Raw genomic sequence first — 15,260 nt, 5'->3', positions numbered from 1 at the left:
ACCCAGGTCTACGTTTTGCGATCCGTGAAGGTGGTCGTACTGTAGGTGCTGGTGTTGTTGCGAAAGTAACTGCATAATCACTTTCAGTGAAAAAAAGCGCTCTTTTTAGAGCGCTTTTTTTATATTTAATTGTCTAACAATCACTATAAAAGCTGGCCTTAACTGATATTTCAATGTCCTTATTTACACTTAATCCTTTTTATTAAATTTGTATGATAAGAATCAAGAAAACGAACAATAAAGTTTGAGTAACTTGGGTTACTTATTAAGGAGCTTTGGGTATGAATGCTAAAGTGAATATTACTAATCGTGCAGGGGCGAGCTTTCCTGTACGTCGTATGAACTTTGACTTTAATGATGTACCAGAATATTGGATGAATGGTTCTGCTGGATTAACACACTTTATGACAGCACTGTCAGCCTTGTTTCCGGCTGGTGAAAAGTTCTTTATTGATAGTGTACGAGCAGTACGTTATCACCCCTCTATCAAAGATGATGAAGCGCTTCAGAAAGAGATTAGTGCTTTCATTGGGCAAGAAGCAATGCATACCCAAGAGCATGTGAATTTTAATGCCTCCGCTCAAAAGTTTGGTCACGACGTTGAGGTGTTAGAGAAGTTTACTGATACAGCGATTCAAACAGCAATTCAAGCTTTTGTAAAAATTGTCAAACCTTTCGGTATGACCAAAGATATGGTTGACCTGACTGCTACAACAGCACTTGAACATTTTACCGCTACGATTGCTTCACAGCTATTAGTCAATAAGCATATTCAAGAGTTGATGACAGATGAAACCATGTCAACGATGTGGTATTGGCATGCTATCGAAGAAAATGAGCATAAAGCCGTAGCTTTTGATGTGTACGAAGGTGTATTTGGTAAAGGTGTAAAAGCTTATGCATTACGTACGAGTTCTCTAGTATTTGCGATGACTTTGATTTTCTTGATTCAGTCTTCTTTTGTACTTCGTCTATTAAAGCAAGATAAAAAATTGAATCTAGGTGAACTATCAGTAATTTATAAATACGCATATAGCCCATCGAAAGGTATTATTACCGGCATGGCTAAAGAAATGCTAGCTTATTTTAAGCCTGGTTTTCATCCAAATGATTTGGATACAGTAGGTCTATTGAAAACATGGAAAGCAAAATTAGGTTTGTAATCTAAATCTATGTTGATTTGAAAGGGCTCATTAGTAGCCCTTTTTCTTTTTAAGTACTAACAATAACGATTAGCAGATCTATGCACCTTTATGGGGTGCTTAATGACCTCATCTGATATTTCTCTGTCCTCATCTGCACTTAATTGGCACATTGAAAGACGTATGATTATAAATATTAAGAAAATAAATAAAGTTATATGTGAATTAGCTATTCACTTAAAAGGAGTCTGAGATGAATGCTAAAGTAAATATTTCCAATCGTGCTGGTGCTAGTTTCCCTGTTCGTCGTATGGACTTTGAATTTGCTCAGGTCCCTCGTTATTGGGCAAATTATGATGCAGGATTAACCCATTTTATGACAGCATTATCGGCCCTTTTTCCCGAAGGTGAACAGTTCTTTGTAAATAGCACGCGTGCTGTGCGAAATGACCCAAAACTTGCCGATCCGGATCTTCAAAAAGAAATTAGCGCCTTTATTGGTCAAGAAGCAATGCATTCAAAAGAACATCTTGCTTTTAATGCTTCAGCGCAAGCTTACGGATATGATGTTCGTCATATGGAAAAGCAGACAGGTACTGTCATTAAGATGGGTACAGCTGTTATGACCAAATTAATGAAACCTTTTGGTTATACCAAAGAAATGATTGATCTGACCGGAACGTGTGCTTTAGAGCATTTCACATCTACCATTGCAGCTGAACTTTTACAAAATCCCGAAATTCAAGCGATGTTCCAAGATGACACGATGTATCATTTGTGGATGTGGCATGCCGTAGAAGAAAATGAGCATAAAGCTGTCGCATTTGATGTGTATACAAGTATGTATGGACAAGGACCAAAAGCTTATTTTATGCGTTCAACGGCTTTAATCATTGCAATGGCATTAATTTTTGCAACGCAGACACATTTTACTGCCAAGTTATTAAAAACTGATGGAAAATTAACATTGAAAGATACTAAATACATGCTTAAGTTCATGTATGGACGTAAAGGTTTTATGACCCGCCAGATTCCAGAGTTACTTGATTTCTTAAGACCAAAATTTCATCCAAATGATTCTGACACTACAGCATTGCTGGCAACTTGGCGTGAAAAGTTAGGTCTCTAAAAAGAACGATAAAAAAGGACAATTTAATTGTCCTTTTTTTTGCTCGTTTTTTCTTGTGAAGTTTTTATAATACGCATTCCTTTAAAACTCTGATTGTGTTGGAACTCATGATTCGTACTATGCAAAACACTGATATTGATATTGTTGTACAAATCGAAAAATCAGTGCAAACACATCCATGGTCAAGACAGCAATTTGTAGAATCTTTGAATTCCTACCAATGTACAGTCATTGAGTCACAAAATAGAGTAGTTGGGTTTTGTATTTTACAGCCAGTGCTAGATGAAGCGAATCTATTACTCATGGCAGTTGATTCTAAAATGCAAGGACAAGGTCTCGGGTATGAGTTATTAAATGCATCAATTGATCAGTTAAAAAATCAGCCAGTACAAATATTTTTAGAAGTTCGTGAAAGTAATAAAGCAGCTATTGCTCTGTATGAGAAAACAGGTTTTCACCAAATAGATCTACGTCGTAATTACTATCCTACCCAAGAAGGTGGGCGTGAAAATGCTGTAATTATGGTAAAAACCTGTACCGATGATTTTGCATCGTTATTTTAGAACTCCTGTCTAGTTGCTGACCTAACAAAAAGACAGGATTAAAATCATTTAATAATTAAATTATTCCATTCAGAAGGTAGCGTTGTCATTAGAGATGTACCTAACTGTTGAATTTCTTCTGGTGATAAGGATCTGTTTAAACGGCGCCATTGTCCATCTAGTAAAAGTTCTAGAGGAGTATATTGCGATTTATAATTCATTTTGGCTGAGTGGGGCACCCAATAGCCTAAATAAAGATATTCTAAACCAAGCGATTTAACATATTCGATTTGGTTAAGAATAGAGTACACACCAAGTGATCTACGATGCTCATCTGGGTCAAAGAAAGTATAAACCGCAGACAGTCCATCATCCATTAAATCGCAGGTAGACACACTGATTAAACGGTTATCTTTCCAAAGCTCAAGAAAAAAGCTATCTGTACAACTATGTACTAAAAACTTTTCAAACTGATCTAAGCTAGGAGGAAACATATCTCCATCAGCATGGCGTTCATTAATATAGCGTTCATATAAATCATAATGAATCTGAGCAGCTTGCTGAGTTGGCAAAACAGTCATGGTCAGATCTTGATTTCTTTTCCACGCTTTTTTCTGCATGCTGTTCATTTGGAAATCGGCAACTGGAACACGGCAAGATAAGCATTGTCTGCATAAATGGCATTCAGGGCGATAAACGAAGTCACCACTACGGCGAAATCCTAAACGAGAAAGTTCTGAAAGAGTGACCACATCAATCCGATGAATAGGGTCTAAAAACACCATGCGCGCCGATTTATTTTCTAGGTAGCTGCAATCATGAGGTGGAGTAATATAATACTGCAGATCATTTAAAAGGGACTTCGGGTGATATGATTTCATGATTGGTCCCTCCTGTTATCATTCCATTAATTTTGCATCTAATGCTATTGTTTTACTTGAAAATACACGTTCTTGATACTTTTTCCAATTGATAGAGGGGTGAATAATTACATCTTGTAACGATTTTAAGTAGTCTTGACGAGAAAGTGTACAAGCTCCCAAGCTAATTAAGTGACTATTTACAAGTTGACAGTCTACCCAAGGTAGGTGATTTTCTTGTCCAATCAGCATTAATGTATAAAAAGCCATTTTTGAAACATCAGTTTCATTACTAAACATTGACTCACCGAAGCATCCTTTGCCAATCGTAATGCCGTACAAACCTCCAACAAGTTTATCTTGTTCCCAAACCTCCACACTATATCCATAGCCAGCTTTAAACATCTCACAGTAGCCCTGAATAATATCTTCGCTAATCCATGTTTCATCTGCATAAGTTCTTGGTAGAGAACATGAGCGAATAACTTCTTCAAAGGCATGATTAACCGTAATCGCATAGTCATATTTTTTCATATTTCTAAGTAGTGACTTGCTTGGCTTATAATTTTGAGGATAGATGACACAACGAGGTTCGGGACTCCACCAACAAATTGGCTCATCTTCATTGAACCACGGAAATAATCCATGGGTGTACGCTTCATAGAGAGTAGAAGGGGAGAGATCAGCACCAATACAAATTAAACCATGACCATCCGGATCAGATTCAATGGGGTCAGGGAAAATGAATTGAGAAAGTGGAAGTTTCTGCATAGAAGATAAAATGAAATAGAATGATTCAAAATTAACGTAACTGAGCTTCATTGACAATTTTTATTGTTCATCTTTAGCATGAATAAACGAATAGAAAAGGTTTGCTTAATGCTAAAACTTATTGCAGAAGATTTTATTGATATTAAAAAAATTGATTTTGTTTTGCCACTTTATCAAGAACTCGTTGAAAAAACGAGATGTGAAGAAGGATGTATTGCCTACGATTTATATCATGATATAAAAAATTTAGGACATTTTGTTTTTATTGAAGAATGGGTAGATCGAGCTGCATTAGATCGACATGTCCAGTCTGAACACTTTCAACGGTTAGTTCCTCAGATTGACCAATATCAGACGAGGTCGGGACGTTTTACGCATTTGGAGCATTTTGAAAATATGATGAAATAAAACACTATTAAAAAAGACATTCAATAGAGCATTGAATGTCTTTTGTGTTAATTGAATTAACCGAGATTATCTAGATATTTTTCAGCATCAAGTGCCGCCATACAACCTGACCCAGCAGAAGTAATGGCTTGACGATAAATACTGTCAGCTACGTCACCAGCAGCAAAAACACCAGCTACAGAAGTTGCTGTTGCATTACCTGAAGTGCCGCTTTGCACTTGAATATAGCCATCACGTAAGTTTAATTGACCATCAAACATTGCAGTGTTCGGTTTATGACCGATTGCAACGAATAGACCGTGAACCTCTACGTCTTGCTTAGATTCATCTTGAGTTGATTTAAGGCGAACACTTGTTACGCCAGTATTGTCACCCAATACTTCTTCAACTTCATGATTCCAGATGATGCTGATTTTGCCTTCTTTTTCTTTGGCAAATAAATGATCTTGCAAAATCTTTTCAGAGCGTAAACTATCACGGCGGTGTACTAGCGTTACATGTGCAGCAATATTTGATAAATAAAGCGCCTCTTCAACTGCAGTGTTACCACCACCTACAACCATCACTTTTTGATTTTTGTAGAAGAAACCATCACATGTTGCACAGGCACTTACGCCTTGGCCCATAAATTTCTGTTCAGACTCTAGACCAAGGTACTGAGCCGTAGCACCAGTTGCAATAATCAAAGCGTCACATGTGTACTCTTCCATATCACCTTTAAGAACAAAAGGACGTACATTTAAGTCCACTTCGTTAATATGGTCATAGACGAGTTCTGTACCAAAGCGTTCAGCATGTGCTTGCATACGATCCATTAATGCAGGACCTGTTAAACCTTCAGGATCGCCCGGCCAGTTGTCAACTTCGGTTGTTGTTGTAAGTTGGCCACCTAGTTGTAAACCTGCAATTAAAGTAGGTTTAAGGTTGGCACGTGCCGCATAGACAGCTGCACTATAACCAGCAGGACCAGAACCGAGAATAATTAACCGAGAATGACGAGCACTCATTGAGGGTATCCTTATTAATTTCGAGAATTTTGAAAATTATACGTGAATTTGTCGATCAATAGCGTGAAATCAATGTGGATAATATTGATCAGGTCAATCGAATTAAGTTATATAACAATATAGAAGTGGCTCATGTTAACAACAACTGTAAAGAATCATGCACCTTTTTTGTAAGAACAGGTGCATAATATAAAGTTCATTCGTTGAAGATCTAAGAGTAGTTCTTCACATCTCTAAACCAATAATTAAATGGGTTACAGGACAGTATATGACTGCGGTGTCGAGTGTTTATGCACAGCGCTTATTGATGACATTATTCTTGGTTTCTTTTGGCATTTATATGTTTCTGGCAACAGTAACATATACACCATTTGACCCGGGCTGGATGCATATTTCCAGTGATACTCAGCAAGTATCCAATGCAAGTGGTATTGCTGGTGCATGGATTGCAGATTTGCTGTTTGGTTTTTTAGGATGGGCAAGTTTGCTTATTCCAATTTTCCTTTTCATTGAAGCAATTCAGGTGTGGTGGCCGCGTAGTTTTTTAAACCGCCCATTTCGTTATGCTGCACAATTCTTTTTAATTCTGGTTGTGTCTAGCCTACTTTATTTACACTGGAATGTGCCTGCTGATACTTTAGATAATGCAGCTGGGGGAATTATTGGTTACGAGTTAGGTCAGAGCTTATCTCAATTGCTAACAATTTACGGTGCGACCTTATTTTTACTGGTTTTCGGAGTGGTCTTGTTTACTCTTGCATTTGGGGTGCAATGGAGTAAAACATGGATTACGCTTAAAGCTACACCAAGTTATTTACAAGATTTATTTTATAAAAACGTATCACCGAACGAATCGGATTATGATTTAACAACTCAGCCTGCTAATAAAGCAGCCGCGGTTAAAGTTGCAGAAAATGCAGAGACAAATGCTTCAAATGAGAAAGTAGCATCAGTCCAATCTGAAAGTACTCAACCACAATCTGCGGCAACACGACATGATGCGGTTGCTGAGCGTCTATTTGCCGATGTGTTAGCAAAAGAGCAGAGCCGACCTGAACCTGTAGTTGATACACCCGTTGTAAATACTCAAAACTTTGAGAATACGCTTGAGCAAGCCCATAAGCTTGAAAAAGACAGCCAACGTTTAGTTGCTACTGGTGAGGTATGGCGGGCTTTACAACGTGATGATGCGAGCCATAAGCAAGAAATTGATGCACTTTTGAGAGCAGCTGATGATTCAACAGAACAAGCTCCTGCTCATGAGCAATTCCAGCAAACAATTTCTCAAGTTCATCAAACTCAACCTACACCTAAACAAGACTTACATGGTCTTGATTGGAATGATGATGAGATTTTTGATGAATTACTTGCTGCGGTTCCAAACAGCAAAACTGCAACAGATGTGCATACACCATTTGTTCAAGAGCAACATGTAGATGCAGAACCTACTTCGCAATCGGTGAATATTGCGAAAGAAACTTCTTCACCTTTATCGAATGTAAATCAGTCACCTAAAAATTTAGCAAACGAACAAGTTTTTGAAGACTTTGATGATTTATTAATAGATGAAGATATTGCGCCAGTAGAACCTGTAAGAGCAAGCAGTTATGCTCAGTCTTCAGCATTTGTAAAAGCTCCTATTCAAACGACTATTCAGGCCGATAAACTTTCAAAAGAAGAGTTTATTGAGGCATGGCAAGAAACTGCTGGGAAACCTCAGGAAAATCCTGATATTGATGAAGATGATTTCGATTTAGATGCGCCATTAACAGATGCAGCTGGTCGACCAATGTCTCGTGCAATGCAGGTTGCCAAGAAGCGTTTGGATTTACCAACTTTGCCAGGTCTTGATCTACTTGATAAAGTTGATCCTAATAAGAAAGTTAACTTCACTGAAGAGCAGCTTTCGCGCTTATCTGAATTACTTGAAATTAAGTTACAAGAATTTAATGTTAAGGCTCAAGTGGTTGAGGCTCAGCCAGGGCCAGTCGTAACCCGTTTTGAGTTAGATTTGGCACCGGGTGTTAAAGCATCTAAGGTAACGAATATCTCACGTGACTTAGCGCGTTCAATGTCGATGGCTTCTGTGCGTGTGGTAGAGGTTATTCCGGGTAAACCATATATTGGTATTGAAGTGCCAAACAGTGCCCGTGAAATGGTACGTTTGATTGAGCTATTGGAAACGCCAACCTATCGAGACCCAAGTGCATTAATCAGTATGGCAATGGGTAAAGATATTTCAGGTAATCCTGTATTAACTGATTTAGCGAAAGCACCGCACATGTTAGTTGCTGGTACAACAGGTTCGGGTAAATCGGTTGCGGTAAACTCGATGATTTTATCGATGTTGCTTAAATATACACCTGATCAGTTGCGCTTGATTTTAATCGATCCAAAACAGCTAGAACTTGCAAACTATAATGATATTCCACATTTATTAACTCCAGTCGTTACTGACATGAAAGATGCAGTAAGCGCGTTGAACTGGTGTGTGAATGAGATGGAGCGTCGCTATAAGCTAATGTCATTTCTTAAAATTCGTAAATTAAGTGACTACAACCGTAAAGTTGAAGAAGCAATTGCGAATGGGGAAGATCTAATTGATCCAACTTGGAAACCAAGTGACTCGGCAACTCAAGAACGTGCGCCTCGTTTAACACCGTTACCATCTATTGTGATTGTGGCAGATGAGTTCGCCGACATGATTATGCAGGTCGGTAAAAAAGCAGAAGAAATGATTACGCGTTTAGCGCAAAAATCTCGTGCTGCTGGTATTCACCTATTGCTTGCAACTCAACGTCCGTCTGTTGATGTGATCACGGGTTTGATTAAAGCCAATATTCCAACGCGTGTAGCATTACGTGTAAACAGTAAAATCGACTCGCGTACAATCTTGGATGCAGGTGGTGCCGAAGATCTGTTAGGCCATGGTGATATGCTGTTCTTGGGGCCTGGTAAAATCGAACCTGAGCGTGTGCATGGTGCATTCATTAGTGATGATGAAGTAAACCGCATTTGTGATGCTTGGCGTGAACGTGGTGAACCGGATTATGTCGACGAAATCTTGACTCCATTTGATGAAGAACAAACTTCACGTGGTTTTGAAGAGGGTGAGGGTGGTTCTGACCGTGATGCACTTTATGACCAATGTGTGTCATTTGTTTTAGAAACACGTAAAGCTTCTACTTCATCGCTACAGCGTAAGTTTAGCCTTGGTTATAACCGTGCTGCTCGTATCATTGACCAAATGGAAGAGAACGGCATTGTGAGCGCAATGGGCCCTAATGGTAAGCGAGATATATTGGTTTAATATGAAATAGCTAAAAAGCCTCTTCGGAGGCTTTTTTATGATTTAAATAAAAATAAACATTTCCATAAAATGACTTAAAGATTTTAACGTGTAGTAAAAAATGCTAATGTATTTTTCCTAAATAAATAACAATGAATTAAATCTGGAGGAAAACATGTTACTCGCTCTGATTACTTTAGCTTTTATCCATTTTTGTGCACTTATTACTCCAGGGCCTGATTTTTTCCTTGTATCTCAAACAGCGATTAGTCGATCACGTAAGGACGCTATGTTAGTGGTTGCTGGCATAACAGCAGGTGTTATGTTTTGGGCTTGTTTGGCACTGATGGGATTAAATCTTATTTTTGAGAAAATGGCTTGGTTAAAGCAAGGTTTACTCATTGCTGGTGGCTTATATCTATGTTGGCTGGGCTATCAGATGTTACGTTCAGCATTTTCAAAAAATCAGCAAGAAGATGTTGTTGCTGTCGAGCTACCCAAAGCACCTTACTTATTTTTTATTAAAGGTCTTATAACGAATCTATCAAATCCTAAAGCTGTTATTTATTTTGGTAGTGTTTTCTCTTTATTTTTAGCCAACCCTCAACTTGATCAGGTTCATTGGTTACTGTTTATTATTGTCACGGTTGAAACGATTTTATGGTTCTGCTTTGTGACTTTTATTTTTTCGTTACCAAGTTTTAGATCAGCTTATCGTAATTTTTCAAAATGGATTGATGGTATTTCAGGTGGCATTTTTACTGTGTTTGGTATTTTCCTGATTGGCAATCGATAAATTTAGGTAAGAAAAAAGCCTCTTTAAGAGGCTTTTTAAATTACTAAATTTTAATATTTTAAAATATTAATAAGTTAAATTTTAGATCACTTAGGTAGGATTCATATAATAAAACTGATAAGAATCAGCAGCCACATGATAGAACCTATAATAATTAAAATGATTTGAGGTGTATTGAATTTTTCTTGCTCAATCGTTGTTTCTATTTGTTTTTGTGCATAGTTCAACGCTTTAAAGGCTGGAATTAAAAATATAATGCTGCAGAGAGAGATAAGCCAGTAAGGATCAGGTAGGCGAACCAGTAAAGATGTAATGAGATATCCTAGATACATCCAACCTGAAGAGAAGTCATGAGGATATTCTTGTTCTTTTGAATAGGTTTTTATTCGATTAAATAGTGAATATAAAAAGAATATAGAAAAAATTGCACGAGCAGCGGGCATAATATTTAACTTATCTTTGATTAGAAAAAATCGCCATGTTTTAAACATCCACCAAATTTGGTATAGACCAAAGGAAATTAAGGATAGAAAGATAAATTTATTAGCGCTAATAATTTTTAAATTTTCTATATGATTTGATTGGATGGATTGTGTTTGTTTTAAATTAATATGTTCTGGGTTCATAAATTTATATTTAGAATAAAACGGTGTTGATGACTTTAAGATTATTTGTAATAAATGTAAATAATTTAGGTAATTGAATAAACCACATAATCTATCTCTTAAATTTTACTAAGATAGATTATGCAGCCTTATTCAAATAGAAAAGCTAGGCAAACTTTGCTAGAACTTCTAAAAAGGGTGCCGATTGACGTGGAAATTTGGCAATCACATCATGGATGCGTTGGCCTTCAGGGTCTTTGGCATTAATATCGCGTCCGTCCGCAATAAATTGAGTCAAAAGACGTTCATAGTCTGTTGGACGCATATGTTTGAATGCATGGTAGAGCACATGAAAATCTGCGTTCACACCCGCTGGCGGAAGTTGGTTGAGGTAGGCAAAAACACGCTCATCGGACCATTCTTCATTGAAAGTTGCTGGCTGTGATAATGCCATGACAATCTCCTCAGTTTTAAAAAAGGCAAAATAACTTGCGTTATTTTGCCTTGATTCTGTTTTATTGAATAGTCAGAAATAGAATTATCGTTCTTCAGGTAAATTGATATTCATTTCTAACATTTCGATATTTGCTTCAGAGCGAACCTGCATTTGGATATGCTGTTCACCTACACCACTTACATAACGACTGACCACTTGCATGATTTCTTTCTTCATCTGATCAATCTTGTCTTGGCTTAAACGGCGGCCTAAACCTTGTTCAGAAGCAACAATAACTTTCAAACGATCTTTTGCAGTTTGAGCACTTGATGGCTTTTCGTCACTGCTAAATAATTTACTCCAGAATCCTGCCATAACTACGCTCCAAATAGTCGTGCTAACCAGCCTTTAGGTTGAGCTGTGATGTGTCGATAAGGACGGTCTTCGCCAAGAAAGCGTGCAACCAAATCATCATAACCCTGACCAGCTTTAGTTTCTGAATATAGAATTACTGGTTTACCCTCGTTTGATGCTTGTAATACACTTGGACATTCTGGAATAACACCTAATGTCGGTACGCGTAGAATATCTTTAGAAATATCATCAATTGTTAGCATTTCCTGACGGTCAGCACGTTCAGGGTTAAAACGAGTAATACATAAATGTTTACGTATACGTCCTTCGTTCTGTTCAACTTTTTTGGTTTTGCTATCTAACATACCAATAATGCGGTCAGAGTCACGTACTGAAGAGATTTCAGGGTTTGTTACAATGATTGCTTCATCTGCATGATACATGGCTAAAATCGCACCACGCTCAATACCCGCAGGTGAGTCACAAATAACGTAATCAAATTCTTGAGATAGCTCATCAATAACACGAGCAACACCTTCGTCGCTCAACGCATCTTTATCACGTGTTTGTGAAGCCGGTAAAATATAAAGGTTTTCGATATCTTTATCACGAATAAGGGCTTGCTGCAGACGTGCTTCGTTGTTAATAACATTGACAAAATCATAAACAACACGACGCTCACAACCCATAATCAAATCAAGGTTACGTAAGCCTACATCAAAATCAATCACAACAGTTTTATGACCACGAAGGGCTAAACCTGTTGCAAAAGATGCGCTCGTTGTAGTTTTACCTACACCACCTTTGCCTGATGTTACGACAACAATTTTGGCCACCGAATCCACTCCTATTATGGTCATACACCCTTAAAAGGGCTGTTTTTTGGTGATTTACTTAATAAACTAAAGTTCAATCGCTTCAAATTCAAGCTCTTGCTTTTCATTTAAATATATATGTACTGGCTTTTTTACCACATGTTTAGGGATATCATCTGCGACACAATACGTTCCGGCAATGGAAACGAGCTCAGCCTCTAAAGATTGGCAAAAAATGCGTGCAGCTGCGTGCCCGCCCGCACCAGCAATGACTCTACCACGAACTGTGCCATAAATATGTATATTTCCTGATGCAATAACTTCAGAACCACTATTCATGCCAGCTTTCAAAATAATATCGCCGTTATCTTGTACGAGGGATTGGCCTGTACGCAAAATTTCATCATGATAAGAGGTAATATGGGCAACTGCTATCTTGTTTAGTGGTTTTTTTGTTTCTGCTGAAGACGAGGCAGGAGCGGTAGTCGGTTTTTCTACAATCGCCACTTGTTCGGTTGTGGCTTTAATACGCTGTAATGGTTGATCTGCCGGCAAAACAGGGAATTGAATAGCGCGAGCTTCATCTCCTAAAATACCATCGATTACCGCCATAGGTTGCAAACCTAAGCTCACCAGAAGTTGAATTAATGCAATTAATTCTTGCTCAACTGTACTGTCAATAATTACTAAAGTTCCATGATAGGAACCTTCATTTAATATATTTGATAATTGCTGGCGGATCACATCATGATCATTGGTATCGAAGGTTATCCTGCTAAAGTTAACCATTCTGCCGGTAATCCGTATATCAGCCATAAGTCTTCCTTCAAGGCGTTAAACGAGCTGTAATAGCGTTAAGTTTATTGTAAATAGGGCAAATGCTAGAACAATTTGTACCAATTCTCTAGCAAGATTCATAAAAAATTAAGTAAATGCTTATTCTTTGATTCGATCATACTCCGCAAGCGTTTGTTGCCATTGTTTGACCTTGACTTGTTTTCGTACAGACTCGAGTGTCTCGAACACGACAGATTCAACCAATTGCTCAAGCTGACGATTATTAATATTTATTTCACTCACTTTTTCAGAAATTAATTGATAAGTCGGATTTGGGTGCGCCGATGAACCCTCAATTAAAGGTTCAATTAAACCTGCACTAATATTTTCACCTAATCTTTGCCCGATACTTTGAATTTGTTGTTCAATGCGACCGCCAACTAAAGGAATTAAGCGTAATAACTGGGTTAGCTCAGGTGTATCGATAATAGCTTGATCTACAATTTTCCCAACGCCTTTTGTAATTGCTGGCTTTTGTTCTTTTAAAGCAGTTGCTAAAGACTCTTGTAATAATGCTGTTAGGGTGACAGTAAATTGCTCACGATGATGATTTACCAAGTCGTGAATAATTTGTTTATGGCTAGAACTGGTTTCAAGTTCATATCTAATACCATCAATTACGGTAATAACAACACGATCGGACAGCTCTTCCATCACTACGCGATAGTAAAACAAACCTGTCTTTCTCCAGCTTGGTGGAACAACCGGATAACCCAATTCATGTAAGCGATAAGCAATAATCCCAGCTCGAAACAAACGTAAAAAACGAAGCTGAGGAATAATGGCTAAAATTTCATACCAGTGAATAAAAGGGAAAAAGAACCAACGTTTATGATGATTATAAATAATCGCAATGCCCCAGCGGACAAGTAACTCAACAATTAAAAAACCAATAAACCAAGCTTCTGATGTGATTACCCACGGGTGTAGGGAATTACGGTAAAAGCTCAGTACTTGGGGTAAATGAATGTGTTCGAAGAACCACGCCCCAATACTGCTCATTAAAAAGAAATTTGCAGCCAAACAAAACAGGTTAAAAATGATAATGAACACCATAAAGATGTCATAGATTAAAAACAGCCTAAATGAAAGACTATTTGGATCTACATGGTGATATTTCGTTTTTTTCCCAGAACTGTTTTGCATAATAACGGGTGCTTTCTTAAATTTTCGTAGAAGTATATTGAGATTTCATTTGCTCAATAAGTTGATCTTTTTCGGTCCAAATTTCATGTACCCATTGTTGGAAACGTTCACGGTAAACCGTGTCGTCTTCATAGTTTCCACCAAGAACCCAATCTGGAATTTCAATTTTACGCAAATTTACCGCAATTTTTGAAACATCACCTAGCCAGAAATCACTATATCCAGGTACGCCATTTGGGTAGACAATCGTCATATCAACCAAGGCATCAATTTTGTCACCCAAGATATTTAATGCAAGTGCTAAACCACCCGCTTTGGGTTTAAGCAAATGCTTGTGTGGTGATTTTTGCTGGTCATGTTTTTCTTGAGTAAAACGAGTACCTTCTAAATAATTCAATAATGTAAAGGGCTGACTCAAAAGCTGCTCGCAGGCTTTACGTGCTTCCATCATGTCACGGTCTTTGAGCTCAGGATTCTTTGCAACCTGTTCTTTGGTGTGACGCTTCATCATCGGGAAGCCTAAAATTTTAAATGCTTGCCCAACAAAAGGAATAAAGATGAGTTCCCATTTGGTAAAAAAGCGGGTGAGTGGCATGCGGGTTAAACCAAAATATTGGTTTACCGTTGTATCTACCCAACTTTGGTGATTACAAGTCATGAGATAGCGACCTTGCATATTTAGGTCAAGTCCCTCATCAATCGTAATGTCCCATTTTAGATTTGGTAAGACATGATCAATCAACCAATTATTAACACCTAACCAGCTATTTGTAATTTGGATATTGGTTTCATCTATTTTCGATGATTTTTTTAATAGCTTGGTCAGACCTAATGCCAAAACAGGTGGACCATGAAAAAACGTACTTCCTGTAATGACTGTACCTACAGTGAGTCCACGTGTAATTTTTTTTAGCGCAGATTGCTTATTGGGTGCAGTTGACATATGAATGACCCCGAATGTCTAAAATCCATAGAAAAGTTGTTTAACTATAACTATCGTAATATGAAATACAACGACATCTTAGACAACAATGAAGAAATTGTGATGAGCTAGCATCTGAAAGTGCATCAAAATATTACAAAAAAGTAACTAAAGTGTTTATTATTAACAAAATATCAATGT

General features: G+C 37.7%; 17 protein-coding genes. 7 read left to right on the top strand and 10 right to left on the bottom strand.

Annotated elements, in window-relative coordinates; translation table 11 throughout:
* The 4 genes from AC07M3_RS06675 to rimI form a co-directional block, all read left to right on the top strand.
* Positions 1 to 77: EF-Tu C-terminal domain-related protein (locus AC07M3_RS06675; RefSeq protein ID WP_445585612.1), on the top strand; the 77-nt coding region annotated here is incomplete at its 5' end.
* Between the two features lie 204 nt (positions 78 to 281).
* A complete protein-coding gene (locus tag AC07M3_RS06670) occupies positions 282 to 1,163 on the top strand; it encodes a metal-dependent hydrolase (RefSeq protein ID WP_494566893.1) in 882 nt (293 codons plus the stop codon).
* Positions 1,164 to 1,395: 232 nt separating this feature from the next.
* On the top strand, positions 1,396 to 2,271 hold the full coding sequence (locus AC07M3_RS06665; RefSeq protein ID WP_017391404.1) for a metal-dependent hydrolase: 876 nt from the start codon (positions 1,396 to 1,398) through the stop codon (positions 2,269 to 2,271).
* Between the two features lie 107 nt (positions 2,272 to 2,378).
* The gene (gene rimI / locus AC07M3_RS06660; RefSeq protein WP_307011151.1) at positions 2,379 to 2,834 is read left to right on the top strand and encodes a ribosomal protein S18-alanine N-acetyltransferase; all 456 of its coding nucleotides are present in this window, start codon (positions 2,379 to 2,381) and stop codon (positions 2,832 to 2,834) included.
* A 44-nt stretch (positions 2,835 to 2,878) separates the two neighbouring features.
* On the opposite strand, the gene AC07M3_RS06655 is transcribed toward rimI, so the two are convergent.
* Together AC07M3_RS06655 and aat are read right to left on the bottom strand one after the other, a co-directional pair.
* On the bottom strand, positions 2,879 to 3,694 hold the full coding sequence (locus AC07M3_RS06655; protein ID WP_151827544.1) for an arginyltransferase: 816 nt from the start codon (positions 3,692 to 3,694) through the stop codon (positions 2,879 to 2,881).
* 18 nt (positions 3,695 to 3,712) lie between these two features.
* Positions 3,713 to 4,444, bottom strand: coding sequence for a leucyl/phenylalanyl-tRNA--protein transferase (aat, locus tag AC07M3_RS06650; protein ID WP_307011147.1), 732 nt, complete (start codon positions 4,442 to 4,444; stop codon positions 3,713 to 3,715).
* Between the two features lie 108 nt (positions 4,445 to 4,552).
* Here aat and AC07M3_RS06645 point away from each other — a divergent pair, with 108 nt between their 5' ends.
* Positions 4,553 to 4,852 (top strand): putative quinol monooxygenase, encoded by a 300-nt coding sequence (locus tag AC07M3_RS06645; RefSeq protein WP_494566892.1) that lies wholly within the window; start codon positions 4,553 to 4,555, stop codon positions 4,850 to 4,852.
* A gap of 56 nt (positions 4,853 to 4,908) precedes the next feature.
* On the opposite strand, the gene trxB is transcribed toward AC07M3_RS06645, so the two are convergent.
* Entirely contained in the window at positions 4,909 to 5,859 is a 951-nt protein-coding gene (trxB, locus tag AC07M3_RS06640) for a thioredoxin-disulfide reductase (protein ID WP_017391408.1), read from the bottom strand.
* A 268-nt stretch (positions 5,860 to 6,127) separates the two neighbouring features.
* On the opposite strand from trxB, the gene AC07M3_RS06635 reads away from it, so the two are divergent.
* Both AC07M3_RS06635 and rhtC read left to right on the top strand, forming a co-directional pair.
* On the top strand, positions 6,128 to 9,169 hold the full coding sequence (locus AC07M3_RS06635) for a DNA translocase FtsK (RefSeq protein ID WP_494566891.1): 3,042 nt from the start codon (positions 6,128 to 6,130) through the stop codon (positions 9,167 to 9,169).
* A 154-nt stretch (positions 9,170 to 9,323) separates the two neighbouring features.
* Positions 9,324 to 9,944 carry a threonine export protein RhtC gene (gene rhtC, locus AC07M3_RS06630; RefSeq protein ID WP_004641642.1) on the top strand — a complete coding sequence of 207 codons (621 nt, stop codon included), beginning with the start codon at positions 9,324 to 9,326 and terminating at the stop codon, positions 9,942 to 9,944.
* A gap of 101 nt (positions 9,945 to 10,045) precedes the next feature.
* Here rhtC and AC07M3_RS06625 read toward each other — a convergent pair whose 3' ends face one another.
* The 7 genes from AC07M3_RS06625 to yihG all read right to left on the bottom strand — a co-directional run bounded on the left by AC07M3_RS06625 (position 10,046) and on the right by yihG (position 15,080).
* Entirely contained in the window at positions 10,046 to 10,570 is a 525-nt protein-coding gene (locus AC07M3_RS06625; RefSeq protein ID WP_494566890.1) for a hypothetical protein, read from the bottom strand.
* A 145-nt stretch (positions 10,571 to 10,715) separates the two neighbouring features.
* The gene (locus AC07M3_RS06620) at positions 10,716 to 11,003 is read right to left on the bottom strand and encodes a PA4642 family protein (protein WP_003653274.1); all 288 of its coding nucleotides are present in this window, start codon (positions 11,001 to 11,003) and stop codon (positions 10,716 to 10,718) included.
* A gap of 84 nt (positions 11,004 to 11,087) precedes the next feature.
* Positions 11,088 to 11,360, bottom strand: a complete 273-nt coding sequence (gene minE, locus AC07M3_RS06615) for a cell division topological specificity factor MinE (protein ID WP_003653273.1) — start codon at positions 11,358 to 11,360, stop codon at positions 11,088 to 11,090.
* A 2-nt stretch (positions 11,361 to 11,362) separates the two neighbouring features.
* Complete coding sequence (minD, locus tag AC07M3_RS06610; RefSeq protein ID WP_004641647.1) at positions 11,363 to 12,175, bottom strand: septum site-determining protein MinD; 813 nt, start codon at positions 12,173 to 12,175, stop codon at positions 11,363 to 11,365.
* A gap of 66 nt (positions 12,176 to 12,241) precedes the next feature.
* Positions 12,242 to 12,970 carry a septum site-determining protein MinC gene (minC, locus tag AC07M3_RS06605; protein WP_209734885.1) on the bottom strand — a complete coding sequence of 243 codons (729 nt, stop codon included), beginning with the start codon at positions 12,968 to 12,970 and terminating at the stop codon, positions 12,242 to 12,244.
* 120 nt (positions 12,971 to 13,090) lie between these two features.
* Positions 13,091 to 14,137, bottom strand: a complete 1,047-nt coding sequence (locus AC07M3_RS06600) for a preprotein translocase subunit SecA (protein ID WP_494566889.1) — start codon at positions 14,135 to 14,137, stop codon at positions 13,091 to 13,093.
* Between the two features lie 16 nt (positions 14,138 to 14,153).
* Entirely contained in the window at positions 14,154 to 15,080 is a 927-nt protein-coding gene (gene yihG, locus AC07M3_RS06595) for a 1-acylglycerol-3-phosphate O-acyltransferase, YihG family (protein WP_494566888.1), read from the bottom strand.
* Between the last annotated feature and the right edge of the window lie 180 nt (positions 15,081 to 15,260).

The sequence above is a fragment of the Acinetobacter sp. GW821-FHT09D10 genome (assembly GCF_059416285.1).
Note: the sequence above shows the minus strand (reverse complement) of the source record. Positions and strands in the feature narration are given on the sequence as shown.